At 61.7% G+C, this 12086-nt stretch carries 12 protein-coding genes; 7 read left to right on the top strand and 5 right to left on the bottom strand.

What is annotated here, in order from left to right; translation table 11 throughout:
- Positions 1-222: 222 nt before the first annotated feature.
- The 4 genes from nadC to AC0L2R_RS28575 all read right to left on the bottom strand — a co-directional run bounded on the left by nadC (position 223) and on the right by AC0L2R_RS28575 (position 4653).
- Positions 223-1110: a carboxylating nicotinate-nucleotide diphosphorylase gene (gene nadC / locus AC0L2R_RS28590; RefSeq protein WP_473512887.1), complete on the bottom strand. Its 888-nt coding sequence runs from the start codon at positions 1108-1110 to the stop codon at positions 223-225.
- Entirely contained in the window at positions 1107-2654 is a 1548-nt protein-coding gene (locus tag AC0L2R_RS28585) for an L-aspartate oxidase (protein WP_473512886.1), read from the bottom strand. Before AC0L2R_RS28585 ends, nadC begins: the two co-directional genes overlap by 4 nt.
- Positions 2651-3625 carry a quinolinate synthase NadA gene (gene nadA / locus AC0L2R_RS28580; RefSeq protein ID WP_473512884.1) on the bottom strand — a complete coding sequence of 325 codons (975 nt, stop codon included), beginning with the start codon at positions 3623-3625 and terminating at the stop codon, positions 2651-2653. Before nadA ends, AC0L2R_RS28585 begins: the two co-directional genes overlap by 4 nt.
- 65 nt (positions 3626-3690) lie before the next feature.
- A complete protein-coding gene (locus AC0L2R_RS28575; protein ID WP_065010606.1) occupies positions 3691-4653 on the bottom strand; it encodes an NUDIX hydrolase in 963 nt (320 codons plus the stop codon).
- A gap of 173 nt (positions 4654-4826) precedes the next feature.
- Here AC0L2R_RS28575 and panB point away from each other — a divergent pair, with 173 nt between their 5' ends.
- The 4 genes from panB (at position 4827) to AC0L2R_RS28555 (ending at position 8121) form a co-directional block, all read left to right on the top strand.
- Positions 4827-5663 (top strand): 3-methyl-2-oxobutanoate hydroxymethyltransferase, encoded by an 837-nt coding sequence (gene panB / locus AC0L2R_RS28570; RefSeq protein WP_473512882.1) that lies wholly within the window; start codon positions 4827-4829, stop codon positions 5661-5663.
- On the top strand, positions 5660-6559 hold the full coding sequence (gene panC / locus AC0L2R_RS28565; protein ID WP_473512881.1) for a pantoate--beta-alanine ligase: 900 nt from the start codon (positions 5660-5662) through the stop codon (positions 6557-6559). The genes panB and panC overlap by 4 nt, the downstream gene beginning before the upstream one ends.
- Positions 6560-6671: 112 nt before the next feature.
- Complete coding sequence (locus AC0L2R_RS28560) at positions 6672-7397, top strand: LuxR family transcriptional regulator (protein WP_473512879.1); 726 nt, start codon at positions 6672-6674, stop codon at positions 7395-7397.
- Positions 7398-7491: 94 nt separating this feature from the next.
- A complete protein-coding gene (locus AC0L2R_RS28555; protein ID WP_065010610.1) occupies positions 7492-8121 on the top strand; it encodes an acyl-homoserine-lactone synthase in 630 nt (209 codons plus the stop codon).
- 1067 nt (positions 8122-9188) lie between these two features.
- Here AC0L2R_RS28555 and AC0L2R_RS28550 read toward each other — a convergent pair.
- A complete protein-coding gene (locus tag AC0L2R_RS28550; RefSeq protein ID WP_473512911.1) occupies positions 9189-9578 on the bottom strand; it encodes a hypothetical protein in 390 nt (129 codons plus the stop codon).
- Between the two features lie 423 nt (positions 9579-10001).
- Here AC0L2R_RS28550 and queC point away from each other — a divergent pair, with 423 nt between their 5' ends.
- From queC to queE, 3 genes are read left to right on the top strand one after another with little or no spacing between them, the layout of a single operon-like run.
- Positions 10002-10700 (top strand): 7-cyano-7-deazaguanine synthase QueC, encoded by a 699-nt coding sequence (gene queC, locus AC0L2R_RS28545; RefSeq protein WP_473512877.1) that lies wholly within the window; start codon positions 10002-10004, stop codon positions 10698-10700.
- Positions 10700-11056, top strand: a complete 357-nt coding sequence (gene queD, locus AC0L2R_RS28540; protein WP_065010611.1) for a 6-carboxytetrahydropterin synthase QueD — start codon at positions 10700-10702, stop codon at positions 11054-11056. The genes queC and queD overlap by 1 nt, the downstream gene beginning before the upstream one ends.
- Positions 11053-11787: a 7-carboxy-7-deazaguanine synthase QueE gene (gene queE, locus AC0L2R_RS28535; protein ID WP_473512876.1), complete on the top strand. Its 735-nt coding sequence runs from the start codon at positions 11053-11055 to the stop codon at positions 11785-11787. The genes queD and queE overlap by 4 nt, the downstream gene beginning before the upstream one ends.
- The last annotated feature ends 299 nt before the right edge of the window (positions 11788-12086 follow it).

Genomic DNA, 12086 nt, shown 5'->3' with positions numbered 1-12086 from the left:
TTGCTTCACGTCGCACTCCGAGTTCGTTCCAATCGTCGTCGTCAAAAGCTTTGTCGCTGGTCCGACAGCACATGCAGGAGTCTGTCGACCCTCCTCGGGTTCGCTACGATCGTCGATCAGCCCGATGAGCCTGAACCAGTTGAAGGGTGCGCCGCACAAAGATGCAGGCTCGCATGGAGCAGTTCCTGCGTCGGCGCGCTCCATCGGAGGTGGGAATGCTTTTCATTCCATCTCCATCAGTTCAAGCGCGCGCTGATGCGCCGGCATATCCAGGCCGATGTCGAGGATGGGCGCGCTGTGTGTCAGCCATCCGACTGAGATGAGGTCGACCCCCGTCGCAGCAATCAACGGAGCCGTTTTCGGCGTCACCCGACCGGAAGCCTCGGTGATGGCGCGGCCACCGACGATTGCCACGGCGCGCGCAAGGTCCTCAACCGACATATTGTCGAGCAGCACTGCGTCGACTCCCAGCGTGAGCGCTGTATCGAGCTGCTCAAGGGTCTCGACCTCGACCTCGATCTTCACCATGTGGCCTGCGGCGGCGCGCGCCCGCTCTATTGCCGTGCGAATGTCGCCGGCGATCGCGATGTGGTTGTCCTTGATCAGCACGGCGTCGTCGAGCCCGAAACGGTGATTGGCGCCGCCGCCGACGCGTACCGCATATTTCTCCAGCGCGCGCAGGCCGGGCGTCGTCTTTCGCGTGCACACGATCTTCGCCTTGTGGCCACGCACGGCCTCGACCATCGTCGCTGTGGCAGTGGCGATACCGCTCAGGCGGCACAGAAAATTGAGCGCCGTGCGCTCGGCCGTGAGCAGGCCTCGCGCCGGTCCGCACAACTTGGCGATAGCCTCGCCCGCCGCGACATCGCTGCCGTCAGCTCGCCAGATGTGCATGTCGATCGCAGGCTCGACGAGCATGAAGGCGAAGGCGGCCAGATCGAGACCGGCAACGATGCCCATCTGTCGCGACTTGAGCACCAAGGTGGCCGTGCGATCACGCGGGATCACGGCGTCGCTGGTCAGATCACCGCATCTGCCCAGGTCTTCGAGAAGAGCACCGCGCACGATCGGCTCGATCAGGGTTGAGGGAAGGGGTGAGAACGAATTCATGTCAGGGTGCTCCGTATCGGCGCCCGCCAGCTGAGTGCGACGGCGGTCTGTATTGCGCTGCGCAGTGTCAGCCGTGACTGGCGCGCATCTGCATCGCGTCCGGGGAAATCGGAACGACAGTGCGAGCCGCGGCTCTCTTCGCGCCGCAGGGCCGCAATGGCGATCATCAGCGCGACCAAGGCGGGGCCGGAGGTAGCGCTGTCGTGAGCTGCGATCGGCAACAGGGTCGCCACCCCGTCGCGTAGCGTCTCGCTATCGCGTATGATGCCGAGCGCGGCCGAGACGATTGGGCGGATGCCGGAGGCGTCTGGCCGTCGAGGCACGAACGCGGAACACACGCGCGGACGCCGGGTGTGTGATACGTCGGCGACGCTTTCAGCAACCCAGCTCGCTGTGACCGCCGCTTCGATAAGCGAGTTGCTGGCGAGTCGGTTCGCGCCGTGCAGACCGGTGCATGCGACCTCGCCACATGCCCACAATCCCTCGATGGAGCTGCGGCCGGCAGCGTCTACAGCAACACCGCCCATGTGATAATGTGCCGCCGGGCGCACCGGGATCGGGTCGATCGCGGGATCGATGCCGGCCTGGCGGCACAAATCGGCGATCGCCGGAAAGCGCTTGTCAAATCTGAGGCCGAGACATCGCCTTGCGTCCAGGAACACACGGCGTCCGGCAGCGAGCTGGTGCCAAACCGCGCGCGCAACCACGTCGCGAGGCGCAAGCTCGCCCCCGGGGGTTTCAGCGAGGAAACGCTCTCCTTGCTCGTCGATGAGCACAGCACCCTCGCCGCGCACCGCTTCGCTCACCAGCGGCATCGGCCGCCGCGGACCCTCGAGGGCGGTCGGGTGGAACTGCACGAATTCCAGGTCGGCGAACTCCGCCCCGGCACAGGCGGCGAGCGCGAGCCCCTGTCCACATGAGCCAGGCGGGTTTGTCGTATCGCTAAACAAGCCGCCGATGCCGCCGGTCGCCAGGACCGCGCGGCGCGTTGGCAAGGCGATTGCGCCCGTGCACCCGGCCGCGACCACGGCGATAATCGCCCCGTCTTCCACGACAAGCCGGCGGGCCTCCACGTTTTCCAGGATAGTGATCGAGGTTGTGCGCCGTGCCGCGGCGATCAGCGCGCGGACCAGCTCGCGACCGGTGGCATCGCCCGCCGCATGCACGATCCGCCGCTGCGAGTGCGCCGCCTCAAGCCCGAGCCGCAACGCGCCGTCAGCGCGTCGGTCAAATGCGACACCGAAGCGCTCTAGAGTCCTGATCGCTTCAGGTGCAGCTCGGACCGTTCGCCGCACCGTCGTCACGTCGCAGAGACCGTCGCCGGCCGCGACGGTGTCACAAAGATGAAGTTCGGGACTGTCCTCGCCGCCGACGCTTGCCGCAAGACCGCCTTGGGCGAGCTCGCTGCAGGCTCCGGTTCCCAGCCCCGCATTGGACAGAAGCACAACCGGTTCCGGCGCCAGATGAAGCGCCGTCATCAGGCCTGCCACACCGGCGCCGATGATGACCGGCGCCCCGCCGATGTCATGAACGTCGAGGCTCATATGGAAAGCATACGCTCGACCGAGCGGCGCGCGCGCCCTGCAATCCCGGGATCGATCCGAACCTCATGCCGGTTCTCCTCGAGTGCGACGCGAATGTTAGCCAGCGTGATGCGCTTCATGTGCGGACAGAGATTGCAGGGGCGGACGAACTCGACGTCGGGATTCGCGATCGCGACATTGTCGCTCATCGAACATTCCGTCATCAACACTACGCGGGGTGGTTTTTCCCGCTCGACATAATCCGACATGGCCGCGGTGGAACCCGAAAAATCCGCCTCTGTGACAACGTCCGGGGGGCATTCGGGATGGGCCAGCACGATGACACCCGGATGTGCGGCGCGCAGTTCGCGAATATCGGCCGGGGTGAAGCGCTCATGCACCTCGCAACGACCCTTCCAGGCGATGATCCCGACCTTCGTCTCGGCGGCGACGTTCTTGGCGAGATATTCGTCGGGCAGCATGATCACACGCGGCGCGCCGAGCGATTCCACCACCGCCTTTGCGTTGCCCGAGGTGCAACAGATGTCGGACTCGGCCTTCACGGCCGCGGAGGTGTTGACATAGGTGACAATGGGCACGCCGGGATAACTCTGTCGCATCAGCCGCACGTCTTGTGCCGTGATCGAATCGGCCAGCGAGCAACCAGCGCCCAGGTCGGGGATAAGCACGGTCTTGTCCGGATTAAGCAGCTTGGCCGTCTCGGCCATGAAATGCACGCCGGCAAGGACGATGACTTGCGCCTCGACTGTCACAGCCTTGCGGGCCAGCGCCAAGCTGTCGCCGACAATGTCTGCGACGCAATGGTAGATCTCGGGCGTCTGATAGTTGTGCGCCAGGATGATGGCATTGCGCTCGCGCTTCAGCGCAAGGATGGCTTCGATATCGTCCACGAAAGACGGCCATTCAATCGGCGGAATCACGCGCCGGACGCGCTCGTAGAGGAACGCGGCCGTAGGCAGCACGGCGCTCATTGATGCCCCCGCTTATACTCTAGTTGAAGATAACCGGCATATACTTGCCGTGAGTATAAGGGATGTCAACCCCGCGCCAGCGGCAATTTTGTCCCGGCGATGGCCCTTTCGTCGAGAACGGCGTGGCGGAAGCGGTAGAGCTTCGCCGGCCGACCACCGGTCTCCGCAGTGGTCTCACCGGTCTCCTCGACCAGTTCCTGTTGCTCGATCAGGCGGCGAAAGTTCGGCTTGTGGATGAGCCTGCCGGCGAGCGCCTCCACGGTTCGCTGCAGCTGCAGTAGCGTAAAGGTCGGTCGCATAAGCTCAAAGACAACGGGCCGGTATTTGATCTTGGAGCGCAGCCGCGCAATGCCCGTTGCCACGATACGGCGATGATCAGCGACCATAGGTTTGCTCGGCACCAGGGGAAGCGGCGTCTCCCGTCCGCTTCCGGCCTCTTGGACCAGGCCTGCTTCATAAAGTAACTCATATCGCTGAAGCACGAGCTCCTCGTTCCAATAACGGTCGTCGAAGCCAAAGGCGATCGCCGCCCGCTGCCGGCGTTCGCGTCGCGTGGCCGCGTCGCTGGCTCCGTCTGCCCAACCGATCAAGCGCGGTCGCACAACATCCAGCACCACCGGCGGGGTGCCGGAGCGGTGGTCCTCCCATGGAAAATAGTCGTACCAGCTTTGCCAGCCGCACTTGGATGAGCCCGCTGCCTGTTCTTTGCTGGTCAAAGCGAGATAGCTGATGGAGATGACGCGTTGCTGGCGTTCGACGCCGATTCGGTCCCGATCGGCGAAGGTGTAAAGCTGCTCGATGTACCCCAAGGGCTGGCCGGTCTGCTGCTCGACCCACCCCCTCAAACCGGATTGCGGCGACCGGTGCTCAAGCGCAAAAGGTCCGGACGGCAGGGTGTCAGCCTCGCCGATGGTTAGGAGACAGGGGTCACTTTCATTTACGGCCACGACGACGGCGATCAGGTCCACTTTGACTTGGTCCGCCTTGCCGGCTTTGTCTTTCCTGGTTCCTGTTGCCTGATCGTCCATGTTCGTGAAAGTGGTTGACCCGTGCCCGGGAGCCTTAATCGATTTAATGTAAGCGAGGCTGTCCGCACGTCAACACCGCACAGCTGCATGCCCATTTTTAGCTCTTCGCACTTGCACAAAAATGTGCCAAACGCGACACCTGCGGCGGGTAACGCTAGGGAAGGAGGGATGGGTTGAGCGCAGCTGGTGATCCAAAGGGAATTGCACCGCCGGATGTTCGGATGCGGAAAGGCCAGACTCCACTCGTCTGCCTGACGGCATATACCACGCCGATCGCCAGGTTGGCCGATCGACACTGCGACATCGTTCTCGTCGGCGACAGCGTCGGCATGGTCCTGCACGGCCTCTCGTCGACGCTGGGCGTCACTCTCGACATGATGATCATGCACGGCCAGGCGGTGCGCCGCGGTCTGGTGCGAGCATTGATGGTCGTAGACCTGCCATTCGGTTCCTATGAAGAAAGCCCCGAGCAGGCCTTCCGCAACGCTGCGCGCCTGATGGCGGAGACCGGTTGTGCAGCGGTGAAGCTCGAGGGGGGCCAGACCATGGCCGAGACGATCCGCTTCCTCGCCGCGCGCGGCGTGCCTGTCATGGCCCATGTCGGCTTGACGCCGCAGGCGGTCAATACTCTCGGCGGCTACCGCGTCCAGGGGCGGGGAGACGATGCCGAGCGCATCAGGCGCGACGCCGGTGCGGTCACGGAGGCCGGCGCTTTCTCTGTGGTGCTGGAGAAAGTGCCCGAGCCGCTTGCACGGCGCATCACTGCGGAGATCGCCGTCCCCACGATCGGCATCGGTGCCTCGCTCGCCTGCGACGGCCAGATTCTGGTCAGCGACGATATGCTCGGGCTTTTCAGCTCTTTCCGGCCGAAATTCGTCAAGCGCTACGCCGAACTAGGCGACCAGGCCGATGCGGCGATAGCGGCTTACGCCGCCGACGTGAGGGAACGGCGCTTTCCGGCGGCCGAACATCTCTACGCCAACGAGACGGAGGCCGGAGGCGTCACATGAGCGTGCCGATCGTTCGAACCGTTGCCGAGCTCCGCGCTGTTGCCGCGGGATGGCGTCGCTCAGGCACCCGTATCGCCGTTGTGCCGACCATGGGAGCCTTGCACGAAGGCCATCTGAGCCTCGTGCGTGCCGCGCTTCAGAAGGCCGAGCGGGTAGTCGTGACGCTGTTCGTCAATCCCAAGCAGTTCAACAGTGCCGCCGACCTTGCCGCCTATCCCCGGACGGAAAACGAAGATGCTGCCAAGCTCGTGCCGACAGGCGCACATCTGCTCTATGTGCCGGATGCAGACGAGATGTACCCAGCGGGCTTCGCCACGGCCGTTTCGGTGTCCACTCTCAGCGAGGGCCTGTGCGGCGCCTTCCGGCCCGGCCATTTCGATGGCGTGGCGACGGTCGTGGCCAAGCTCTTCCTGCAGACCGGCGCTGACTTCGCCTTCTTTGGCGAAAAAGATTTCCAGCAGCTTCAGCTTGTCAGGCGCTTGGTCCGGGACCTTGACCTCCCGATCACCGTGCTCGCATGTCCGACAGTCCGCGAAGCCGATGGTCTTGCCCTATCGTCGCGCAATAGCCGGCTCTCGCCAGCAGAACGCGCCATTGCCCCAAAGCTGGCTTCGGTCTTGCTCGACACGGCTGAGCGGCTTGCGCGTGGCTCTCCTGTCCTGCCCATGCTTGATGAAGCGCGTGCAACAATTCTGGCGACAGGCTTTCGCGAGGTCGAGTACCTGGAACTTCGCGGCGAAACAGACCTGCAGCCGCTAGCAAGGCTTGACCGACCAGCACGCTTGCTTATCGCGGCTTGGCTCGGCGACACACGGCTCATCGATAACGTCTCAACATCCCCGGTTGGTATGCGGCCAGGTGCGCGGCGTTCGCTTCACGGGGAAGCAACAAAGTAATGCCGGCGATGATGGCGACCAAATCGTCCGCGTCGCATCGATGCGGGGTCATTTAAACCCAGGTTTCCGTCTGGCGTCGAGCAACATTCGAGGAGGTGGCGCAAAGGGGCTAATGTATCGCGTATTCGAAAACTTCGTAGAGCAACTCTCTGCAAGCGTCGATGCGGTCGACCTCCATGAGGCGATTGCGTCCGCCGCAGCCGGCTTCGACTTTCCGCTCTTCGCCTATTTCAGTTACCCGTCGGTCTCCGGCCAGACGCCGCGATTGATTTCAAATTATCCTTCATCCTGGACATCGCACTATCTGCAACTGCGCTACCACAGCCATGATCCGGTGATCCTGCGCGGGCTGCAAGGCTGGGATACTTTTGGTTGGGGCGTGGATCGACCCCGCCAGTGTCTGCCGGCCTCGCAGCAAGAGATCCTGGAAAAAGCAGCTCACTTTGGCATTCGCGGCGGATTGACCATGTCCATGCATGACCACCGCGGCCGGTTTGCGGCGCTGACCTTTGCTTCCGACCAGTCCCGCCCGCCTCTCTTGCGGTCACTCACTCGCTACGAAAAAGCATTGCAGCTGGTCGCAATCAACTTTCATATACATGCCCGGCGCCAGCTCGCCGAAGATTGCGTGGTGGATGGCATAACGCTGACCCCGCGGGAGTTCGAATCCCTGAAATGGGCGGCGCGCGGTAAGTCCGCCTGGGATATCAGCCAGATTCTCGGCGTCTCGAAACGCACCGTGACCTTCCATCTGGAAAACGCCAAGGCAAAGCTTGGCGTGCGAACGATCAACCAGGGCATAGCACGGCTGACTGCTTCCCGTCAGTGGAGATCCTGACGCCTTTTGTTGGAAAGCTGTAAAGGTCTACAGGCTGCATCAATGTCGGCTTTGCTCTTCGATAGCGGGAACACATCCTGCACGGAGGCGACAGATGATGCAGCTGATAACACCTGAGCTCTATGGCGAGTTTCCAAACGAGCTCAATGAAATGCACGGGCTCAGGCATCGGGTCTTCAAGGAAAGGCTGGATTGGGAAGTTCAGACCGAAAGCGAGATGGAAACAGACGCATTTGACAGCCTGAACCCCGTCTATCTGCTTCTCAAGGGATCCGACTGGCGAATTTGCGGTTGCGTCCGTCTTTTACCGACTACCGGACCGACAATGTTGCGCGACACCTTTCCGATGCTGCTGGGTGAGACTGCGGCGCCCGCGAGTGCCCGCATTTGGGAGAGCAGTCGTTTCGCACTCGATCTCCCTCCATCAGCGCCTAAGTCTGGCGGACTGGCGCAAGCAACGTACGAGCTCTTCGCCGGCATGATCGAATTCGGCTTGGCGAACAATCTCACTCGGATTGTGACAGTGACCGATACGCGCATGGAACGGATCCTGCGTCTCGCAACGTGGCCGTTGTCGCGCATCGGACAGCCGAAGCCGGTTGGTAACACGGAGGCGGTCGCCGGTTTTCTCGAGATTTCCCACGCTAGCCTCAAGCGCATCCGCTGGAGGGGACGTCTGAACGGACCTGTATTATGGCAACCGGTTCTCGGCCTGTCGGCGTAGCGCTTAACGATGCTCAGCCTGACCAATGCTCCCGCCCGCGTGCGCTACGTACGGTTGATATGCTGGCCGGACGGCGTAGTGCGAAGCTTACGACTATTCCGGTCGATTCCCCCGCACGACCTGGGGAAGTTTTTAGGTGCAATCCGCAGTTCCAGCGTTGCCACGCCAAATGGCGCGCCCCGCCGCAGACACCCGAGTTTTTGGACACTGTAAAAGCCCGGATTTCTTTACGCCGCAAAAAAGCAGCAACTCCGGAATCGTTCACAAGCAGCCAAGGCCTGCACCGCTGGACGATTGCTCCTCTCAGCGGTGCCTTCTGGTACCAAAAAAGCCCCGGCGCTGGGTCGATGCGCCGGGGCTTTGGGCACGTACGAGCTACACCAACATGTCCGCTTCTGAACGTGCGCTAATAAAGTGAATGAATGGTGAATCGCGCAATAGCTCGGCGAACGGGGTTCGTATTCATGCTCCCACGTAAGAAGTGTTGCTGGCATGGATCAACGCTGCCGTAGGCCTAAGAGCCAAGGCTGGGGTGAAGCCCGCAGGATCGGTGAATGGCATGATCAGTTTGCCACCTGATTGTAAAGCACCAGCGGTAGTGTGCTGAGTTCTGCAAAATGGCGGGGCATTAGCGGTGACGTTGGCGTGTCCGTCGCGCAGCCCCGTGTTTAGCGGAGCGGCGGACATGGCGGGCCGCGTCTCAGGCGGCCAGTGCTCTCAGGCTCTCCTTCTTGTGCTCGCGCAGATGATCCATGTTGAGGTAGCGGGTCGCCTCGAGCCAGTTCTCGTGGATCTCCACTGATTGCGCGATTTTCCTGCTCGATTAACTGCAGAAGCGCGGCGTAACCGCCAAGCAGGCGCACCGGCGGAATATTTTCGCGCAATCCCTGTAACGTGAAGGAGAAGGTCACTTAGGAGGGCGGCTCGTGCGCGTGAGGTATATCCGAACGTGTGCAGCAGATCGTCGCGCTCTCCCCGGACACATCCGCGCGCCACAGAGCCTCGGTGGCCGGCAGCTCGGACGCGCAGATGGAGCCAAAAATCCACAGATGCATTCCGGTCATATGCTAGCTGCCAAGCATATGACCGGCATTTCGCAAGGCGCCTAGGAAGAGACCGGCATGGACGGTGATATCGATCTTGGCCTGCATTGACAGGGGCATGCCGGCCCAGTTCTCCAATGGCGAAATGAAATGTGAGAAAGTGCCATTGACCATGCAAGAGCGGGTAACAAGGCCTTGTCTGTCCAACGCGACCACGCCCGTCTGGTCGGCTCGATATCGGATGGCTGCGATCCGCTGGACCTCCGAGTCACCATCGACCCGCACGTCGAAAACCAGGACACCGTGGCTCCTCGTGGCTATCTCTGCGGCTTTTTGGTTGAAGCTTAGGGAGAGTGAGCGGACGCTTTCGACCGCCATCTGGAAAATCGCCAAATCCAGTTCATCCAACGCCATGTAGGCTATTGCGCGCAATATAGGGGTGATTGCAACGACGGATTCGTGTTCCAGATCGAACTGATCCTGAAGCAGGGCGCGCGCACTGTCCTTGAACTTGGGCTTCTGCACTTCCGCCGTTAACGAACTCCGTACCTTCCTCGTTACTTCGCCAATTCGCGTGTGGCCTATGCAAGCATCCCTAACGCAGATTGGATGGGTCATCTTCTTTCCCAGCAATGCCTCGAGGTCGCTTCGCATCTGTCCTTCTGAGCATATGCTTGGGTTTGGACATCCATGAAAGAGCCCGCTGTCGACGCCCGCTGCGCCACGGCACGTCAGCGATCAGACTCCACCGGGTTCACAAAGTTGACTCGCTGGGGTAGGGGGACCGCAGAGAAATCTCCGGTCGCAGCCTTACCCGGTCAAAACAAGGATACCACGATGAAGACTCTCGTCATCTGCTCCGGCGGATTGGACTCCGTTTCCCTTGCTCACAGCGTGGCAGCGGAGCACGAGCTCGCCGGCCTCCTGTCTTTCGATTACGGCCAACGGCACAGGAAAGAATTGGGCTTCGCCGCTCTCTGCGCGGAGCGACTGAACACTATGCACCAGATCATCAACATCCCCGAAATCGGCCGCGGCCTTTCCGGCTCAGCGCTCACCGATAATTTCGACGTGCCGGACGGCCACTACGCCGAAGACACGATGAAGATCACGGTAGTGCCGAACCGGAACGCCATCATGTTGGCAATTGCCTTCGGTCTCGCCACCGCGCACAAGGCCGAAGCGGTGGCGATGGCCGTCCATGGTGGGGACCATTTCATCTATCCAGATTGCCGTCCGGCCTTCATCGAAGCTTTCCAGATGATGCAAGACCGCGCGCTGGAAGGCTACGCAGAGATTCGCCTTTACACGCCTTACGTCAACCTCACGAAGGGCGACATCGTCCGGGATGGAGCAAGATGCGGAACGCCATTTGCGGAGACCTGGTCGTGTTACAAGGGCGGCGAGCGTCACTGCGGACGGTGCGGGACCTGCGTGGAGCGGCGCGAGGCGTTTCATCTCGCGGGGCACGCTGATCCTACCGACTACGAAGACCCTGTCTTCTGGCTCGAGGCGCTGCGGAGGAGGAGCGCCTGATGTTCCGCATCACCAAGGAATTCCACTTCTCGGCCTCGCACCAGCTCACCTCTTTGCCGCCGGATCATCAGTGCGCACGCCTGCACGGGCATAACTACATCGTCGAAGTGGAACTTTCGGCGAAGGACCTGGACGCGCACGGCTTCGTGCGTGACTATCACGATCTGGCGCCGCTCAAACGCTATATCGACGAGAGCCTAGACCATCGGCACCTCAACGAGGTGCTGGGACATGAGCAAGTCACGGCGGAATACTTGGCCAGACATTTCTATGAATGGTGCAAGGCACGTCTGCCGGAAACCGCGGCCGTGCGGGTGAGCGAAACCCCGAAAACCTGGGCGGAATACCGGCCGTGACGGACACGCGTCCCGCAATCCGTGTGAGCGAGATATTTGGGCCCACGATCCAGGGCGAGGGAGTGCTCATCGGGTTGCCTACAGTCTTCATCAGAACCGGCGGGTGTGACTACCGGTGCTCCTGGTGCGACAGCCTCCATGCGGTGGACAGCCAATTCCGCCACGAATGGGAGATGATGCCAATCGATGCGGTGTGGCAAAGCGTCGTTGGGCTTTCCGGTGGCCGGCCAGTGATGGTGTCGCTGTCAGGCGGCAATCCGGCCATTCAGCCCTTCGGTGCGCTGATCGAGCGAGGCCATGGTGAAGGTTACCGTTTTGCGCTGGAAACCCAGGGTTCGGTGGTCAGCGACTGGTTTGCGGATCTTGATGTGCTGGTTCTCAGCCCAAAGCCGCCGTCAAGCGAAATGAGGACCGATTGGGCTGCATTCGAGGCGTGCATAGAAGCGGCGCAGCAGAAGCCGCAAATCGTGCTCAAGCTCGTTGTTTTCGACGAGAGTGACTACGCCTATGCCAAAGACGCCGCCGCGCGATTTCCGCGCCTTCCGGTCTATCTGCAACCCGGCAACCACACGCCACCGCGCCCTGGCAATGAAGACGCACCTGTCGACCTGGACGGAATAATAAAACGCATGGAGTGGCTTGTGGAAAAGGTGACACACGACAGGTGGTTCGAAGCACGCGTGTTGCCGCAGTTGCACGTTATACTCTGGGGAAACAGGAGAGGCGTCTAGTCGCGCCTGTGCGGGAATGCGCCCGCGGATTTTCGGTTCGACGGGTTGGCCGCCATTTGGCGGCGCTGCCGGGTACTTCCGGAGGTGCTCGATGCCGAGATGGTGCTGGGCGCTTCGAAAGTGAGCGCGCACCGGAGCGGCTAGGCTACCGCTCCGCTGTATTGTGGCCGCAAACTTTGGCAGCCATCTATCCATGGCGTGGATGGGCTTCATCGAAACAAACGATTTTCTCAACCTTCCGGAATCTCGCATTGACGTCAGCACCGGCACGCATCGACCATCCGCTGCCTCTGTCGCGT

Source organism: Mesorhizobium sp. WSM4820 (assembly GCF_055811075.1).
The sequence above is the reverse complement of the archived record's forward strand: the minus strand, read 5'-3'. Positions and strand labels throughout refer to the sequence as shown.

What these genes read in the sequence shown, in the direction of transcription:
- nadC (WP_473512887.1), bottom strand. Translation starts at nt 1,110, where the DNA reads ATGAATTCGTTCTCACCCCTTCCCTCAACCCTGATCGAGCCGATCGTG.
- AC0L2R_RS28585 (WP_473512886.1), bottom strand. Translation starts at nt 2,654, where the DNA reads ATGAGCCTCGACGTTCATGACATCGGCGGGGCGCCGGTCATCATCGGC.
- nadA (WP_473512884.1), bottom strand. Translation starts at nt 3,625, where the DNA reads ATGAGCGCCGTGCTGCCTACGGCCGCGTTCCTCTACGAGCGCGTCCGG.
- AC0L2R_RS28575 (WP_065010606.1), bottom strand. Translation starts at nt 4,653, where the DNA reads ATGGACGATCAGGCAACAGGAACCAGGAAAGACAAAGCCGGCAAGGCG.
- panC (WP_473512881.1), top strand. Translation starts at nt 5,660, where the DNA reads ATGAGCGTGCCGATCGTTCGAACCGTTGCCGAGCTCCGCGCTGTTGCC.
- AC0L2R_RS28560 (WP_473512879.1), top strand. Translation starts at nt 6,672, where the DNA reads ATGTATCGCGTATTCGAAAACTTCGTAGAGCAACTCTCTGCAAGCGTC.
- AC0L2R_RS28555 (WP_065010610.1), top strand. Translation starts at nt 7,492, where the DNA reads ATGATGCAGCTGATAACACCTGAGCTCTATGGCGAGTTTCCAAACGAG.
- AC0L2R_RS28550 (WP_473512911.1), bottom strand. Translation starts at nt 9,578, where the DNA reads ATGGCGTTGGATGAACTGGATTTGGCGATTTTCCAGATGGCGGTCGAA.
- queC (WP_473512877.1), top strand. Translation starts at nt 10,002, where the DNA reads ATGAAGACTCTCGTCATCTGCTCCGGCGGATTGGACTCCGTTTCCCTT.
- queD (WP_065010611.1), top strand. Translation starts at nt 10,700, where the DNA reads ATGTTCCGCATCACCAAGGAATTCCACTTCTCGGCCTCGCACCAGCTC.